The sequence below is a fragment of the Paenibacillus sp. P4_A9 genome, assembly GCF_056402415.1.
This window is the reverse complement of sequence record NZ_JBFUHL010000029.1, coordinates 1-18,772: the sequence shown is the minus strand read 5'-3', so window position 1 is coordinate 18,772 and position 18,772 is coordinate 1. Positions and strand designations below refer to the sequence as shown.

The 18,772-nt window shown below is 43.8% G+C and carries 12 protein-coding genes; all 12 read right to left on the bottom strand.

Annotated features, from left to right (window positions below; genetic code table 11):
• Positions 1–17: 17 nt before the first annotated feature.
• A complete protein-coding gene (locus tag AC1DVJ_RS18215) occupies positions 18–1,706 on the bottom strand; it encodes an extracellular solute-binding protein (RefSeq protein WP_477592657.1) in 1,689 nt (562 codons plus the stop codon).
• A gap of 112 nt (positions 1,707–1,818) precedes the next feature.
• Entirely contained in the window at positions 1,819–3,468 is a 1,650-nt protein-coding gene (locus AC1DVJ_RS18210) for a response regulator (RefSeq protein WP_477592656.1), read from the bottom strand.
• A gap of 16 nt (positions 3,469–3,484) precedes the next feature.
• The gene (locus AC1DVJ_RS18205) at positions 3,485–5,095 is read right to left on the bottom strand and encodes a sensor histidine kinase (protein ID WP_477592655.1); all 1,611 of its coding nucleotides are present in this window, start codon (positions 5,093–5,095) and stop codon (positions 3,485–3,487) included.
• A gap of 104 nt (positions 5,096–5,199) precedes the next feature.
• A complete protein-coding gene (locus AC1DVJ_RS18200) occupies positions 5,200–6,693 on the bottom strand; it encodes a cellulase family glycosylhydrolase (RefSeq protein ID WP_477592654.1) in 1,494 nt (497 codons plus the stop codon).
• Positions 6,690–8,378, bottom strand: a complete 1,689-nt coding sequence (locus tag AC1DVJ_RS18195) for a DUF4091 domain-containing protein (protein ID WP_477592653.1) — start codon at positions 8,376–8,378, stop codon at positions 6,690–6,692. The genes AC1DVJ_RS18200 and AC1DVJ_RS18195 overlap by 4 nt, the downstream gene beginning before the upstream one ends.
• 573 nt (positions 8,379–8,951) lie before the next feature.
• Entirely contained in the window at positions 8,952–9,917 is a 966-nt protein-coding gene (locus tag AC1DVJ_RS18190; protein WP_477592652.1) for an aldo/keto reductase family protein, read from the bottom strand.
• Positions 9,918–9,978: 61 nt separating this feature from the next.
• Positions 9,979–11,148 (bottom strand): MFS transporter, encoded by a 1,170-nt coding sequence (locus AC1DVJ_RS18185; protein WP_477592651.1) that lies wholly within the window; start codon positions 11,146–11,148, stop codon positions 9,979–9,981.
• A gap of 102 nt (positions 11,149–11,250) precedes the next feature.
• Positions 11,251–12,714 carry an arylsulfatase gene (locus tag AC1DVJ_RS18180; RefSeq protein ID WP_477592650.1) on the bottom strand — a complete coding sequence of 488 codons (1,464 nt, stop codon included), beginning with the start codon at positions 12,712–12,714 and terminating at the stop codon, positions 11,251–11,253.
• Positions 12,714–15,740, bottom strand: a complete 3,027-nt coding sequence (locus AC1DVJ_RS18175) for a glycoside hydrolase family 2 TIM barrel-domain containing protein (protein ID WP_477592649.1) — start codon at positions 15,738–15,740, stop codon at positions 12,714–12,716. Before AC1DVJ_RS18175 ends, AC1DVJ_RS18180 begins: the two co-directional genes overlap by 1 nt.
• A gap of 28 nt (positions 15,741–15,768) precedes the next feature.
• Positions 15,769–16,656, bottom strand: a complete 888-nt coding sequence (locus AC1DVJ_RS18170) for a carbohydrate ABC transporter permease (protein WP_477592648.1) — start codon at positions 16,654–16,656, stop codon at positions 15,769–15,771.
• Positions 16,657–16,670: 14 nt separating this feature from the next.
• Positions 16,671–17,618, bottom strand: coding sequence for a carbohydrate ABC transporter permease (locus tag AC1DVJ_RS18165; protein ID WP_477592647.1), 948 nt, complete (start codon positions 17,616–17,618; stop codon positions 16,671–16,673).
• A gap of 66 nt (positions 17,619–17,684) precedes the next feature.
• Positions 17,685–18,772, bottom strand: a 1,088-nt coding sequence (locus AC1DVJ_RS18160; protein ID WP_477592646.1) for an ABC transporter substrate-binding protein, incomplete at its 5' end; no start/stop codon positions are given.

Sequence of the window (18,772 nt, the reverse complement as noted above, 5' to 3'; positions counted from 1 at the left end):
ATTACGTTTATTATTAATTATTTACGTGATGCATACCAATCATTAACTTCTTTAATAATGTCATCCCCGCCAAGTTTCTTCCAGCTGGCTACATACTTCTCGAATTCATCAATGCCTGTTGACCCCATGATGATCTTCAAGAACGTCTCATCCGTCAACTTGTCAAGGGAACTCCCCCTCTCTACTTGGGTAGGCGTTGGTGTGCCTGAGAATTCGTTATATACGAACTTCTTCTCTTCATTAATCTTGCGTGTCATTCCCCAACCTCCATCTTCTGCAACTCTACTATTGTAGGAGCCCCAGTTCGCCGGATCCTTGTCTCCTGACAAGAACAGTTTCGCCTTCTTAAAGAGCGGTGGTGCCTCTGGATTATCTGATGCAATCGTTTCCTTGTTTGCTTTTACTGCGGCATTCACCTGCGTATACAGATCGTCAATGTTTAGGGGGTTATAAATTCTAGGCTCATACCAATTGTATACAAATCCGTTCTCCGGTTTATTTATATCCGCGTATTTGGGTAAAGCCATTTCATGATAGAAGTTCGCCATCTTAATGAGGGCTTCCGGATGTTTAAAGTTTTTGTTAGCAATCGCCACATTAGTCAACCGAAGACCAGGAACGAGTGATAACCCTGGTTTACCGTTAAATGAAGGCAATGGAAATGACTTCCATTCAGCCTTTGAATCCTTACCCTTGTTCAAATTAAGGGGCCATTCTGGGTACCACCATTCTCCGAATGCAATGCCCACTTTGCCTGCCACGACGTCCTCGACAGCTTTATTAATATCCTTAAAAGCAAACTCCTTGTCCAGAATACCTTTCTTATACCATGAACTTAACTTCTCCAATGCAGCCTTTGTTTCCGGCTGAATCTCTCCCGCTTTGAGTTTGCCGTCGCTTCCCTTGGTCCAAGCTTTGGGATATGTCCCCATTGTGTTGAACAAACCTCTAGCGTCAAATCCCCAAGTGACCAAATCTTTATTCATGGCAATACCAAACGTATCGTCTATCTTATTCCCATCGGGATCATTATTGGAGAACGCCTCAGCCACTTTCTCCAACTCTTCCAATGTTGTAGGCACTTTAAGCCCCAAATTAGTCAGCCAATCCGTTCGAATCCACATCAATTGAGTCGACATGAACGGATCTTCGTAACTCGGCAGTCCAAGCAGTTTGCCCTCATACGTAAACATCTTCAGTGCTCTTCCACCATCGGATTCCATGTACTTTTTTAATGTTGGAGACGCATATTTCTGATAAGCATCGGTTAGATCAGCTAGTTGTCCTTGCTGTCTGAAATTCTCGAAGTTGAGTAATTTTACTTGCATAACGTCAGGCAATTCACCTGATGAAACAGACAATGCGAATTTCTGGTCGAACTGATCCGTCGGCACCGTCCACAAGTATTTCAGATTAATATTGAGCTTCTCCTTCAATTGTGTTACATAGCCATTCTTATCCGGAGTAAGACCTTTCGGTGTCTTATCGTCCTGCGGAGGATTGTAACCCAGAACCTCAGTTACCGTGATCGGTTCCTCAAATTTCCCCAATGGATCTAGGCTTTTAGATCCAACAGCAACCGTGCTGCTTGTAGATGGTGATGCGGCTTCTTCCGTATTCTTATTCTCGTTATTGCTGGTGCAAGCTGTAGCCAGAACGGTTGTAGCCAACACGACTGTCACTAGATTTAAACTTTTTCTTCCCATGTGTACCCCCCATTGATTATAAGATTTGCAGAAGAATCTGCTTTTACAATTTAATTATATGAGCCATGGTAAGTGCTTACAATTCCAATTCCTTTACATCGTTTCACTTTGTTTACTTCCTTCTGTGATCGGAAAGTTCCTCTCTGAACTCCTGGGGCGTTCTCCCTGTCATCTTGCGAAAGTAGGTCGAGAAATAAGAAGGAGAGCTGAATCCAAGCTTCTCCGCAATATCGTTCGCCTTCAAGCTCGCATTCTCCAGCATACGTTTAGCTATGTCCAATCTGGTGGCATGAATATAATCGGATAGATTACTTCCCGTATGTCGCTTATACAAGCGGGACAAATATGACGGGTTAAAGAACATGGCATCCGCTATGCGGACAAGAGAGAGATCGCTGTGGATGTTTTCCCGAATATAACTTTGCACACGATAGATCAGCATATCTCCGTCTTGTTGTTGACGTTGCCGTCTATCTGCGAAAATTTGTTTCCCCAACTGGATAAATGCATCAACGGCAGTTCCCCAATCCGTCGGAATGTCCAAAATGGATACATGTTCGGCATGTATCGTATTCATATCGTTCAGGAACGCAAGCAGAAACAAATAGTATTTCTCAACGCCTGTCAAGTGATGAATGCTTAATTGCTGCCGAATATCGTCCATCGTCTCCCGGCATATTTGTTCGAACTGTGCTACACTATCTCCCTCAAGACTTTTTTCTAGATGGTTGATTTTTCTCTTGAATTCAAACAGGCTTGTAGATGGTGTATCGGAGCCTCTTGTCCAAATTCCGTCAGGGGCCCCAAGGTCAACTATGGCCATTTCTTGGCTCAAGAGAAGGCGCCTCTTAACGAACGATCGGATGGTATCAAAGGCATGTTGAACATCATCCCATACGACAGCTTCCTTAGCTAAGATAAACGACAACCCGCCATCCACCCAGCTTCCGCAGGTATTCTGAGTAGATTCCAATACACCTGTCAAATAAATGGACAAGCCACGCCAATCAATTTCTCCTTCAGAGAGAAATCTAGCTACAGCTGGATCAGGCTGTATGAACCATACGATCCACTCGTGCTCGAATATCAGAGACTCATATAGCACGGCATGAGCTAGCCGTTCTTCAACCACATGCTGAATCGAATAGTACACCTGCAATTTGTGCCCGAATGTGGCGTCCTCACGCCAGCGGTCAACACGGCACGCGAACAGAAGAACAGGGCGATGCTGGTCCAATTTCGTCGTTCCCTGTACGACTAGTTCTTCTACCAGGATGTCCGACAATCTCTCCCCATAGAGCAGTGCCTCCAGCCATTGCTTCCGGAACATCGGCCCCATAAGCGCTACCTGATCCCTGGCGGCTTGGTCCATGATAACCCGTTGGTTTTCATCGTCAAGCTGGTCCACGCATTGCTTGACGGCGTTAATTAGAACGAGATCATCTTCCGTTTTTAAGATGTAATGTGAGGCATTCTTCCGAATGGCCGAATACACATAATCAAACTCATCATGTCCCGTTAGGAAGATCACTTTACAGGATGGCCAGAAATACATCAATTCATCAATTAACTGCAGTCCATTCTTCCCCGGCATTCTAATGTCGCTGATCACGATATCCGTTTTCGTTCTTTTGATCCATTCCATAGCCTCGACTGCCGAATAGGCTTTGTATACATCCAGATCTAGGTCTGTCTCCCTGAAAAGCTGCGCAAGTCCATCTACAATAACAGGCTCATCATCCACGATTAACAATCGATACATGCCTCTGCCCCTTTCCCTACCCTACGATGATGATCTCCGCTTTCATTCCGCCCAGATCACTTCTGGATACGAACACACCACTGGATTCCCCATATTTTAGACGAATACGTCGGCAAACATTAATAAGTCCCGTTTTCTCCAGTTCTACAGATGGCTGATGAAGCTTCTTTTGCAACTCGGAGAGCGACTCGTCGGACAAACTCTCACCGTCGTCTTCTATGCGAATTGTTAGCGTACCCTCACTGCATTCTACAGATATATATATACGTCCCTGTTGTGCAGAGTTTTCGAAGGCATGCTCGAAAGCATTCTCAACAACAGGTTGAATAATTAACCTCGGCACCATGAGCTGTCTACATGCTTTTGGTACTTCCGACGTCTCTATGCTAATTCGATTGGAGAAACGGATCCCCTGAATGTCACAATAATCCATTGCATGCCGATATTCTTTATCCAGCGGTACCTCGTCCGTCCCACTCCGGGTGATAACTTGATAATAACTAGCCAGATTTTGAGTTAACACGGCGACATCGTCGTAATTTCCAATCTTGCACAAACGATAAATATTATAAAAGCTATTGTACAAAAAGTGTGGATTGATCTGTGATTGAAGTTGCTTTAATTCTGATTTCTGAAGTGTCAGTTGGTGTTCATAGTTTTCTCGAACAGATTTATTTAATCGCTCCACCATATTGTCAAAACCGTGATATAAGTAATCAAACTCATTGGCTTTATTCCATTTCGAAGGAACACGGGAATGATCCATCTCTATCATGTTGAAAGCGCGTATCAACTTGTACAACGGCCGATGAATCATACGATTAACAGAAAGGGAAAAGATCAGAATGACAATCACGGATACCAGTGACAGCGCAATAAACCAAATGTTGTATCTCCTGAGTGTGCCTGTGATCTCATTTTTATCTACATACGTATAGATGCTCCATTCCAAAGCGGGAATCCGATTCAAGCTGATGCGATAGCTGATGCCCTCCTCCCTCAAGATCCAACTACCATTTTCAATATTGCTATTTTTTGATTCCAAGTCATTGCGGATCGCTTGGACAAGCCTTTCATCATAATGTTCAGAGATAATTTGGGTAAAGTATTTGTTCGTCAACACCACGCCAGAGCTCGGGTAGGGCGCGAGTCGGTTTAACGTATGCTGTAGCTTCGGAATTGATATTTCCACATAAGAAATGATACTTGCATTATTCGAGTATTCCAGAAAGAACAATCTACCGTACCCATAATGGATCAAGGGCTTGGGGTTCTGACCAGAGATATTCTCGATCATCTCCCATTCCTCATTAGGGACAGTAGATATGCCCTGACGGGTTGAAATGGTCCTGTTGTACGAATTAAGTTGCACACCGGCGTTGATCACATATTCGCTGGAGTTTCGTATCGTCGCCAACCTTCCACTGACACTATTGACTAGACGAAGTTCTTCATAAGGTTCCAACATACCCACTCTGAAAGCGAGCTTCTGCAGATCTGAATCCAGTGAAAATTGTTGCTGCAAGTTTCGAATGAAATGTAGTTGATCGTCCAATTGGTTCGAATAAAACTTTAAGTTGTATGTGCTCGATTCCTCATCCTTCTGTTTGATATAATTCAATCCCATTGTATTCATCCACAGATTAACAAGATAGACGGGAATTATTAGGACAGTAAATATGATGATGACTTTCATATAAAGTTTGATCGAGCACACCTCCATGCTGATTATTAATGAGCGATTTTGAGGTGTCGGTGGCCACCAATTCCGCCTGGAATGTAAAGGAAGCCTGCATTTGTATTTTCCATCCTCACTATGCGATAACTGCTTCCGACTGGCATTAATTGAATTGATGCCTCTGGTAAATCGACTATATTCGGTAAATACACAACGGTTGGAGCATCAACTCGAACGTCTTCTTCCCATTCCATCGCATACAAGCAATCCACAGTTTGATATTGATAGCGTACTATCCCCCCCGCCACTGCCATCGGATAACCCCTACAGATACTTTGGAAATAAGAGTAGTTCTCAATATGAGGGCCTTCGTAACACCAATATGTGTCACTACACAACATCTGTTCGAACAGACGTTGTATGAAGACGGATGCTTCTCCAGCTTGAACCGCTTCATAGTATGCCCCCCACTCCCCGATCAACATCGGCATGTCCAACCGCTCTTGTGTCTGTGCATGGCTGTTAAATAGAAAGCTTACTCGTCGATCATCTGCCAAATGAACGAGGTCCGTATCTGTAACTAGATCATAACCATGAGGCGCATATACCTGTTGTGCATCTCGCTTGCCCTCCAGGGTTTCGATCGGTTCAATTGCGCTCGGTACACCCATATTGGATAAATAGCCTGTTTCCAGAAAAATCATCCCATCTGGATCTATTGCCCGAATCGCATGAGTTAGAGCCGTATAGAATTGCATTAGCTCGGAAGATTCGAATTCACGATGAATTGGGGTCATACTGTCCACAAACGACGGGAATACATTAGGATCAAGGAAAAATTGCATCGCTTCCATCTTCGCATTCTCATCCAGTTCTTCTATTGACTCGCCCACTCCCCATCCTATATGGCCTTCTTGTTCAGCTGTGAGACGTACATATATCGTGATAACCTGCTCTAGAATTGCCAGCATCCGACTTCCGATGAAAGGTTCATTCATCAAATCATACCCAATCACATTGGGTTCGTTTCCTAACGCATCAACAACATGTTCCCATGCCATTCGATAATGATCCTGCAGGCCAATGCCATCAGGCCCAGGGCTGTTATTCCAGAAGTGGTCAAATGATTTCTGAACCGCACCTTTGTATAAATATGCATCACTCCATAGTGGAGTCGCCTCGAACTTCTCCCCATCGGTTATGGTCGCCCAAACGGGCGCGCCGTCGGCATGTGAGGAGCTGTATAAATCCTGATGCATGTCTAAAAATACATATAGTCCATACTCGTACGCTTTACGGATGATCTCCCTCATTTTTTCTAAATATGCCAGATCGAATTCACCAGGCTGCGGCTCTACCCCATCCCAGATGATACCCAGTCGAATGATGTTAAACCCCCACATCTTCATCCTGTTGAAATCGTCGTCATTCCAATCTCCGATATAACCTCTTTCTTTGTCCTTACTAACCATGTTAATTCCGTGCAGAATGATCTCCCTGCCCTCACGATCAACAAACCTCCTACCTTGTGCATAAATTTCTTTCATCCGATACACCATCCTTCCACTTCCATTTTAATCTGATTATTGACCCACTCACGTTTCTTCAATAACCAAGCCTCGTCTCGGGGATAATTGCTGAACGTTATAGGGTGTTTGGTATCCTCTTCCAACGCCTTTAACACATATTCTCTTCCTTTCAAACACTCCAATTGCTGCAATGCTCTCAAATCTTGAAGTGCCTGCTGAAGAACTTCAAGACGTATCGATTCAATGGGTCCAACTCCCTCTTCACCAGGGTAAACGAGAAATGCATCACCAGAAGGGAAAGAATGCCCTGCATCCGTGCATTGGAATGGATTGAGCTGTTGTAGTGAATACTGAGAATACCAAAAGTTAAATCCCCAATGAAGGAATCCAGTTATTTGATACTTGTACAACTGAATGCCTAATATGCGATTACGCGCTGAAGACATATTGAAAAATCGGTTTGCTACTTCCTTATATTGAACGCAGCAATAGTAAGTCCACAGATTTTCCACCTTATTTTTGAGAAACGGCTCGATATGATCGCTCGCAGGAACTGGATTTTTGACTAGACCCCTTTCATAGAAATCATAGTCGGATAACGCATCGATTATCGGAAATTCTGCTAGTTGCTCCTGGACCATGCGGCTTGCTTTCTCATAAGTGGCCAATTGATCAAGGGTTGGTTCATCGGAAATATGGAAGTAACAGCAGGAGTCCAGCCCGTGATCCTTAATCCACAAGATTAATGCAGTCAGAAATTGCTTCAGAAATTCCCGGTAGTCCTTTCCTGAGGCATCCGTCTCCMAACCAAATATGCGCTTGTATTCCTCTTTTTCCACAGCGAATATTTTGGGCGCATGCTCTGCACCCCATTGGGTGAAAAGGTGGGAAAACTCGAAGTATTCTATACCGCGATTTCTGCATAAATCTACCCAACGCATCAAACGATCAAATCGAAATTGGTAAGATTGTGACCTCATAATCTCGACATCAACTAGTTGTACCGTTGGACGCTCACCGCCCACCAATGTGTCAAGAGGAGGGGTAAACAAAGGAGTTAGAATCATGTTGATCCCGTGCTTAACCGCAGATTGTACGTACAAATCAATGATCTGCCAATGGCGCTCACTGAATACTTCCACTTGATACTGTGTTGCCAAACAATCAACATGTAACCATTCCGTATGGATAAGTTTTTGCTTAGGAAGTTTCACGGATATGATTTCCAACTCAAATATCTCCTCTGCCCACAATTCACCTAAGTTATGCTCGAATGTGAAGCGAATTTCATACGATCCTGATTTGATCTGATCCTCCACATCAACAGACACCCAAATGGACCGCCATTGCATCGGAAGCACAGTCAATCCTTCCGTTTCATTAATCGGAACCAATGTGTCTGGATAGAGTCCTGGGGTGGTTCGCAGAACATCCTCGTCATGATCGTGATAAGCCGGTAGCATCGAAGGCACCAATCCGACCGTCCGTATTGTCAGCCTCTCCCCAAAATCCGATACAACTTTAACCTTCACACCCTTCTGAAGTCGATTTCCTCTGTAAGCAATTTGGAAAGCATACGTTTCATTCCATAATGCTGAACCGTTGCGATGGTGCGTACCTTTTAACTCCTCATCGGGAAACACTTTTGAAAGTGAGCTAATCAACCTAGTTTCAAGCACGAATGTATCAGACCCTTGCACCATACTAACCCCCCTACTGTCACATTTATATCTTTCTACTCCAATTATATAGTTCGATTTTCTGCAATCCTATTTGGAAATGTTTACTTCCTTTTGCTTTCTTTACTTTAAAAATGGCTTTGTTATCGTTAAATGTTGATTTTCGAACATAGGAAAACCACCTCTTGATGTGGAAGTGAATTGAACTAATGTTATTTCATCTTCTTTAGCTTGATTCTTAAGTATATTATGCCTACGGTCATTATGACGGGTATACTACATATCCCAAATACAATCCATTTACCCGTTATCATGCTTAAACCCCCAGTTTTTTATATCTCATTTTCGCAATTAACATTAGGTAAAAATAAAAGAACGCTAGCTTAACAAGTAAAGTCAACATTAAGCGTTAACAGAGCCTTAAAAATAAATATCTTTACGTTGCGTCAAACAGCCCCCACCATGCAAGTCATGTTGAGGGCTGTCTTATACTGTAGCTAGTATTTTTTAATATCCTAGAAAACGATTGGTCGCAGTTGGCGAATAGCCATGACTTTCACCTATTCGTGCTTAATCGCACGCTCGCTTGTTTAAACCCTACGCAATCGGCCCAGCCAATATGCCTTCAATTTCAGCCACATCCATCTCAGACAACTTGATACCAGATGCAGCCACATTCTGCTCAACTTGCTCAGGTCGGGTTGCTCCAATGATGCAACTGGCCACATTCGGCAACCTCAGGTTCCATGCGAGTGCAAGCTGTGACATACTAATGTCATTACGCTTGGCGATCACTTCAAGTTGAGACACCTGATCTAGTCTAGGATCCGACAGAAGATTCTGACTCTTAATCCAATGGTTATACTCCGGATTAGCCGCTCGCGTCCCTTCTACAGGGACCTCCCCTTTGCGGTACTTTCCAGTCAACACACCATGTGCCAGCGGAGAGAAAACAACTTGCCCGATACCCTTCTGCTCACAGAGGGGTACAATACTAGGCTCAATCCGTCGTGTGAACATATTATACTCGGATTGATTCACCACTATAGGATCGAGATTTAGTTGCTTCGTCATGCCAACAGCCTCAGCGATTTGTTCAGGCTTCCATTCACTGACACCAAAGTAGAGGACCTTCCCCTGAGTGATCAGATCATCCATAGCTCTTAAAGTTTCATCCAGCGGTGTGCTCTCATCAAACCGGTGGCAATAATAGAGGTCAACATAATCAACACCAAGTCTGCGAAGACTTGCCTCACATTGTTCCATGATATGCTTTCTCGACAATCCGCGGTCGTTGGGTCCATCACCCATATCGTAATATACCTTTGTGCCTAGAACATAGGTATGTCTGTCATAAGAAGCCAGAACACGTCCCAGAATCCGTTCTGCTTCACCATGAGAATACATATTTGCTGTATCGAAATAATTGATACCCATATCAAAGGCCTTGTGTATAACCGTTTCTGCAGAGTCTGCCTCCACTGAGCCTCCATAGGTCAACCAACTGCCTAAGGAAATTTCACTAACTTTCAATCCACTATTACCTAATCGCCGATATTGCATATGATAAATACCTCCTAATGTATCCCTACAACTGTTTTCAACGATCTCTTCGTTCTTCCAYCTATATGGAATTCTTACTAGAAGCTGTCTCTCCCTTACGTATTCGATTCCGCTCCATCATCATGACCCCCATGCACAAGAGTAAACCGATGATAACGAAGAGAAAGGGGATTCCTGGACGCATACCGTAGAACCAACCTCCCAGTAGCCCCGCAGGAGAAGTAAATAGCATAATGCATAAGGAGAAAATAGCATAAAATCTGGCCCGGTCATTATCGCTAACTACGCTAGATAGAAAGGATTCCAGAAAGGGAACAATCAACAATGTTCCGAGTGCATTCAAAATGGATAATACGATCAACATCGTTAAGTTTTGGGTTGGAGATACAAGAAGCAGCACATAAGATAAGGCCGTAACCCCAAGACCAATTGTAATGTAAACAAACATCTTATTATGTTTCAGCCGAGGAATGACCCAAACCAGCGCAGCCAGCATTGAAATCGAAGATATGGCTGGGAACCAGGCGATTGCAGCGGTATCAAATTTCAAAGAATCCAGCATATAGAGTGACAAAAAGGTGTTCTTAATAATAATCTGAAGATTAAAGAACACATATACGAACATGATCGGGAGAACTGATCGATTGCGAAACAGCACCCCCGCCGAAGACAAATACTGCTTTGCGATCGTACGTATATTTTCCTTGCTGGATTCCTCCATCCTCGTCAGGCTTGTCTCCGTGTCATACAAAAGAAAATGCCTAATAAAAATCATTGCCGTTGTACTGATGAAAAAAAATCCATACATGAGTCGAATCGATGTTACAAGCTCGTAATGAGCAATTAAAATAACAGCGAGAGGAGCGAATACTCCTCCAGCTGCACCAGTAAATTGTAGGATGGAAAACACTTTAGAGCGCACTTTAACCGGTGTGTCTTCAATTAACAAGCAATAGAAAGAAGTAGCAGAAACTTTAACTAGACTATTAATAATAGCCGCAAGAATGAAGTACCATAGGTTGTCGGCCACGAGCCAAATGAGCGCAGGAATGCTCCAACATATCAAATCAGCTAACAATAATGCTTTCTTTCTTCCCAATCGATCCGTCAGGAACCCACTCAGCAGCGATGTAAACACTTGTAGAATTGAGCTAATCGTAGCGATCAGGCCGATTTGCGAATTGCTCAGACCAAATTCAAGCATATACACAGAGGCATAGGTTATAACCATATTGTACGGAATGAGAAACATCGGCTCTAATAGTAAACAATATCGAGCGTTTCCTTTGATCTGCCCAAACACATGAACACCTTCATTTCATTGAAAACAGTATTAGGTTGTACCTAAGATATGTTTGAGACACGTTTGAGGCTGCCTGCCTAGAACTAGACATCCCTTATCGACATATCCTTCCTCACGGCCATCCAATTCTTTCACAAGTAGGCTCCGCCAATAGGTCATTCGCTGCTCATAGGCATCATTAGCGGACAGATCAATCATTTCCAACGGATCCACAAGAAGATTAAACAATTGCTCTCGTCCACTTTGTGAATACCAGATATACTTTTCCTTTCCGTCCGTTACATAATGGTTCGATAGTTGCCCCAAAGCATGCTCACCATGAATGTATGTGCGCCATTCTGTGCTTTCCTCTTTGCAAAGCGGCAATACACTGTGCCCCTCTACCGTATTGGGAATAGGAACGCCTGCTGCTTCAAGTATCGTCGGCATAATGTCTCTCAGCTCGATGACCTCCCGAACTTCGCTTCCGCCCTTCAATCCTAACTTTCCTCCGGGATCACAGACAATAAAGGGAACCTTCGCGCTTCCTTCATAGGGTAATCCCTTACGGAAATAATGATGATCTCCCATCAGTTCACCGTGGTCAGAAGTAAATACGATAATCGTATTCTGGTAAATACCATTCTCCTGAAGGGCATTCAACAATCGACCAATCTGGTCGTCTATGTGCGTGATTAAGGCGTAATAACCTGCCTTTGCACGGTCAACCCTTCGTTTAGATAATTTACCGAATAGCATCGTCGGGTCATTTCCACTCTGCTCAGCCGCAGTCTCATCTACCCAGCTTCCAATCGGACATTCGGGCATTTCCATATCCTTATACAGATCAAAATAGGCCTGTGGCGGATCGAGCGGTGAATGCGGTCGAACGAACGAAGTCCACAGGAAGAATGGCTTGCTGGGATCCCTTCTGCGCAGAAAATCAATCGATTGCGTCACTGCCCAATTGGTAGGATGCAAATGCTCCTCCAAATGCCAAGGACGTGTAACCGTTGAAGCGTTGCAGTCCAACCCATTATCGGTCAAATCCGTCTGCGATCCAGCCATCTGTCTGAGCCATGGCAAGTAATCGTCACACTGGTCTAAATGGGATGCTGCCGTGGTCGTGTCTCGCCTGCGATTATGATGCAGGTAACCGTCATGTAAGACCACATTGTGAAATCCACATAAATTTCTTGTCGGGTACACATGCATTTTACCAACACATTGGGTATGATAATTCGCACTGGCCAGTTCGCCTGCTAAGGTGTGCGCATAGTTCCAAGGTACGCGATCCTGATACCCAACTCTGCCGTGTGAGCGCTGACTCATTCCTGTCATAATTGCCGCTCGGGCCGGAATACAGATTGGAGTCGCAGAGTAGGCGCTGCGGAATAAGACACCTTTATTGGCTAAAGCATCTAGATTAGGCGTCTCTACGACGGGATGTCCCATGACTCCAAGACAGTCCCATCGCATTTGATCCACCGTAATGAATAATATATTCGGCTTCATTAGCGTTCACCTTCATCCTCTTTAAACACAGGCTTGATAAACAACTCGAATTTGAATTCCTTTTCATCCAAACGATACGGTTCTAGGAGCTCTGGTCCACATGAATTGGAACCAACACCGCTCATTTTGTAATCGAGATGGACAATCGTTTCTTTCCGTTTAACAAGCTCATGCTGATGATCCGCTTGCGTAAGGTCCTCCGGCTTATAATGAGCAGCGTTAAATGAGATAGGTTCCTGTCCATGAAATGAAAGTCCCATTCCCAGCTTGTTGGACACGACAGCCCACTCCGTTCCGTATCTCGAACCATTCTCTTGCGGCATGATATAAGGAACATACATCTCATCCACGCTGAGTACATATTTGCCCTTACGTACACTTTGACGCTTATCCACATAACTCTCGTGCGGACCGAAGCCCAAATATTCGACTTCTTCCATTCCTTGTGGCATAGTGACTTGTAGGCCAAAGCGTGGCAAGAAAATCAACTCTTCTCTTACCTTTACATTCACTTGAAGCGAAATTATCCCCGCCCCATCTAACCGCCATACAGCTGTACCGTGAAGAATAGGAAGCTTGATATAACCCCCCATTGAGAACTGTACAGTCCACTCCATCAACTGTTCCGTTTGTTGTGTCAGTTCCACGTTGTACACTTTGGTAACAGCTCGGTCATAGCCTTCATTGGACCAGGTTTGCTTGATGTAGCGATCGTTATCTGTCGGTGCTCTCCAAATGTTGAACTTAAGCGGTTGTTCAATCATAGGAACACCATTCTTGGATATGTGAACAAAGGTCCCTTTCTCCACATCGAACACATGCCGGAAATCGAATCCGGATATCGTACATAATTGCCCGTCAACGTCCGAACGAAGACTACGACCCGTTCGGGATGTTTGGACAAGTGGAGCCGCCGCCATTGGTGCTTCTAATTCAAATTGCTCAAACGTAACTTCGTGACCTACGGCTGCCCACCTTGTCATTTCCTTTAAGTTACAACTGAAGGTTAGGAGACATGGACCTTTAACGGATTGTGGCCATTCGTACGGTACTGAAATTAGGACAGTTTCATGAGGTGCAGCATCGATCGATGTGATCTGCCCTTGGGCAATCAATAGTCCCTCTGCTTCGAGCTTCCATGAAATCGCAATATGACTTAAGTCACGGAAGTCATACAGATTTGAGACCTCAAAGGTCCCAAGCTTCAAATCGTTACTCTTAATTTTGATCGGTGCGATGACCTTTTTCAATTCCAGCAAGCCTGCATGGGGCTTACGATCAGGTGATACAAGTCCGTCAATACAGAAATTTTTATCATTAGGAGCATCCCCAAAGTCACCGCCATAAGCGAAAAACGGGACCCCCTCTGCAGTCGTCGTCAGAACGCCATGATCGCACCATTCCCACACACAACCACCCATTAATTTCGGGTATTTGTAAATAACATCCCAATAATTTTTCAAATCCCCAGGACCATTGCCCATCGCATGGCTATATTCACATAAGAATAAAGGCTTATGATTGTTCTCATCAGAACCATATTGCTCAACGTACTCTACGGTAGCGTACATTTCGCTTTCCATATCAAGGAAATCTGTATCGGTATGACCCTTATATCTGCGCGCAGCACCTTCGTAATGGACAGGTCTTGATGCATCTCGTTCTCGTGTCCATCGTGCCATTGCCATGTGATTGCGATCATAACCGGACTCGTTACCCATCGACCATATCACAATCGAAGCGTGGTTCTTATCTCGTTCCACCAAACGAATAGCTCTCTCGACAAACGCTTTCTCCCAAGCGGGAATTTTGGTAAGCATGTGATAGTCGCCTGCAAGCAATACGCCATGACATTCCAAGTCCGCTTCGTCGATCACATAGAAGCCATATTCATCGCACAACGCTAGAAAGCGTGGATCATTGGGATAATGGGACGTACGAATCGTATTCACATTATGCTGCTTCATAAGTTTAAGGTCTGCAATCATATGTTGAATAGGAACAGTTTGCCCTAATTCGGGGTGAGAGTCGTGACGATTCACGCCCTTCAGCTTAACAGCCTTTCCATTGATCATGAATACGCCGTCTCGAATTTCAACGGATCGAAAGCCAATTGGGAAACGCAATACTTCACTCCCGCTATACACGTACAAATTGTATAAATACGGTTCTTCTGCATGCCAAAGCTTCGGTTCTTCGACCAGTATCTCCATAGTCACGGTTCCATCAACATGACTGCTACATGTTCCAATAACAACACCCGCTGCATCTTTTAGCTCAGCCCTAACTTCGATAAGACCGTGACTCTCAACCTCACAACGCAAAGTAGCATCACGATAGTTTGATGACAATTCTGGTTTACAGAACACATCACGAATATGATGGGAATCACGAGCAAGCATATACACATCCCTGAATATGCCAGAGAACCGCCAAACATCCTGATCTTCGATATAAGTGCCATCGCACCACTTCAATACCATTACAGCCATACGATTGTTCCCCTGTTTAAGGTAAGGGGATAGATTGAACTCAGCGGGCATTCTGCTACCTTGGCTGTAGCCAACAAATTGACCATTGACCCATAAGTAGAAACAAGAATTTACGCCTTCAAATACAACAACCTTCTCCTTGTCGTTCCACTCTTCTGATACTTGAAACTCCCGCACATAGAGTCCTGCTGGGTTGTCGTTCGGCACAAAAGGAGGATCACACGGAAACGGATATTTAATATTTGTATAATGCAATTGATCATAACCGTTCGTTTGCCAGCAAGAAGGAACGATCAAATCATCCCAACCAGCGGCATCGAAAGATTCGCTGTAGAACTCCTCTTTTACATTCGTTACACTGGTATGATATTGAAATTTCCAACTGCCATTTAATGTTTGGTAAAAGGGGGAACGACCACGTTTGCCAGCTTCTGCTGAGTCAATATCTGCATATGGCATAAACGAAGCTCTCGGTGCCTCTCGATTGACTTGCAGAACATTCAAATCTTCCCAGTATTTCTCGATCTTGATCATATGATTTGTCTCCAATTCTCTTTAAGTATTAGCCCTTTACTGCACCCGCGATGCCTTCCACGAAGTACCTTTGGAATATGATAAACACGACAATTATAGGTATAAAAGATATCGTAACGCCTGCTGCCATGCCTGCAAGATCACTGCCATTATCATGGACAAAGGAATAGATGCCGACCCCAAGCGTACGTAGGTCTGGTCGATGGACGGTGAACACAAGCGGTATAAAAAAACTATTCCATGTGTGAATCATTTGCAAAATAGCCGTAGTAGCCATGACCGGTTTCGCAAGCGGTAACATGACCACTGTGAAGGTTCGAATAAACCCTGCGCCGTCAATTACAGAAGCCTCCTCCAATTCTTTGGGGATTCCTGCGAAATATGTCATAAACAGTAGGATATACAACACATGATTCCCACCGGATTCGGCTAATACCAGCCCCCAGATCGACTTGGAAAGTCCCAGAAAATTAATCAACTGCCAGATGGGAATAATCGTGTAACCACTCGGAATAAACATCGTAGCCGTAATGAAACCGATGAACACATACTTACCTGGAAACGAATATCTTCCAAGTACATAACCTGTTAGCATACAAAGAAAAAGAATAAGCACGACTACCAGCGTTGTAAACACAAATGTGTTGATGAAATACTTTTGGAAATCAGCAATATACCAAGCTTTAGAGTAATTACTAAAATGAAAGGCCTCAATCAGCTGGTCCCACTTACCAGGCAGAAAGAAACTCAGCTGTAACTGCTCTGGCCAAGGCTTGATATTGCCAGAATACATTTCTCTTGTCGTTTTCACCGATGAAGTTACTGCCCATATGACAGGATATACCCATATCAAAGCGATACATAAAAATGAAATGTGCAACAAATAACTACGTATAGACTTCCATCGTATGCTCATTTTTACCCCTCCCCCTAATGGCCCGCTCTGCGTCCGCTGAATTTTTTAACAAGAATACCCAGCAATATGGAAATAATCATCGTTGCAAATCCATATAGGATACCCGCGGCAGATGCGAATCCCATTCTTGGAAGTGATCCCCCCTCGAACGCATACCGATAAATGTATAATGGCACTACATCTGTAGCGAACATCGGTCCGCCATTCGTAAAGGTTCTAACAAGATCAAATACATTTAACGACCAAACCGTTTGGAAAAACGTGATAATTACAAAGAATGGAATCAAGAGTGGCACCGTAATATAGCGGAATTCCTGAAATAGATTAGCTCCGTCAATTTTGGCCGCTTCATATACATCTGCTGGCAAGGTTTGCAGACCTGCAAGCCAATAGATGACTTTAATCCCAAATCCCTTCCAAATGCCCACGAAAATAAGACTTATCATCGCAAGTTTAGGATTCGTCAACCACGGAACTGCCTTGTCAATGATACCAAAATCAAGTAAAACCTTGTTCGCAAACCCATCGGTGGAAAAAATGACATTCATAATAACCCCAATAATGGACATCGTTAACACGACTGGCACAAAAAACATTGTTCGAAAAAACACCTTGAACTTTAATCGTTTACTGTTCAATATTAAGGCTAAAATCAATGAAGAAGGCACAACAATCACCACAAGAAAGAACGTATAAACGAATGAGTTTTTGAAAGCATTCCAGAAATAGCTATCCTTTGCAACCTCTATATAATTGGCTAGACCGATACTTTCAGTTGGCCATCCAATGCCGTCCCACTTGAAAAAGGAAAAATAATACGACGCAAGGATCGGCCAAAGTGTAAACACCAGATACATAACCGTCTGTGGGAGCAGAAACAAGTAGATCCAATAGAGTTGAATCTTGCGTTGTCTCCTTTGTGATGAAATTCCTTTTACATGAGATATTTTCGCTGTATCCATATGTCTATTCCTTTCTTTAAATGTCTGTCTCCTATGTTTGACAAGGGAGACAGACGTTTAATGTCCTCAGTTTTTAAAATCTTTCAACCCATCAAACTGTGGAGCTGCGAAATCTTCTCTCGATACCTTTAACCCCTTGTCCTGAGCTTGTTTAATGGCATCATCAAGACGTTTGTTCATATTTGCGGTATACTTCTGTAATTCTACCTTGACGTCCCCTTTACCCAATAGAGCGGCTTGCATCACTTCCCACCAAGCTGGCTTAGGCTTAGCGATCGCAGCCTCTAGTTTCCTYACTTCGGTAACTTCACTCTTCTTCTCTGGAATTGGTTTCTCAATCACCRTACKGGTGTACGAGTCTGCCAAGTCCTTTAATTCAGGCTTAGGGAAATTCGCCGCAACCTTCGTTACGTCCGGAATAGGTGCAATTAAATAGTCTTCCTTCATTTGGCGCGTGTAATAGTCTTTGGAGCTCAGCCAATCGATCAGCATGGCCGCTTCCTTCGGATGCTTGGTTGTTGATGAAATATAAGCATTCTGATCCGCACTGCTTCCAAGCTGTGTGAACTTCATTCCTGCTTCAGGAGCTGGTACATCCGCAACACCGAAATCCTTCACCTTATCTAATTCAAACTCGAGAACTCGAACAATCCAATGTTGATTGATTGTAAATGCCGCCTGTTTATTGGCGAACACCCCTTGGGCGTCTGTCAATCCCAGTGTCGTTGAATTCGGATGGAGTAATCCTTCCTTATTCATCTTGTTAATAAATTCATATGTTTTAATAACTGCTGGCGAATCATACGCATATCGCCCTTCCTTCAAGTCGAAGCCTTGATCCAACGTGGGTTGATACGGAGTCGCCATAGCCAGCATATCTGTGAAACCATCCGACTCTTTCAACGGCATTACCAAACCGGCAATACCTGTTTTTTCTTTGATCTGCTTGGACATTTGATAAAGCTCATCCCACGTTTTCGGTGGTTTCTCTGGGTCAAGCCCTGCCTTTTTCATAACATCTTTGTTATAGACAAGCTCTCGTCCTTTCTTGGCGACAATGCGTGGGAACGTGTATATTTTGCCATCATTCATATTCGTTCCTTGCAGAAATGTCCCTTCACCAAACCTACTTTTGAAATCAGCTGGGACTAGCC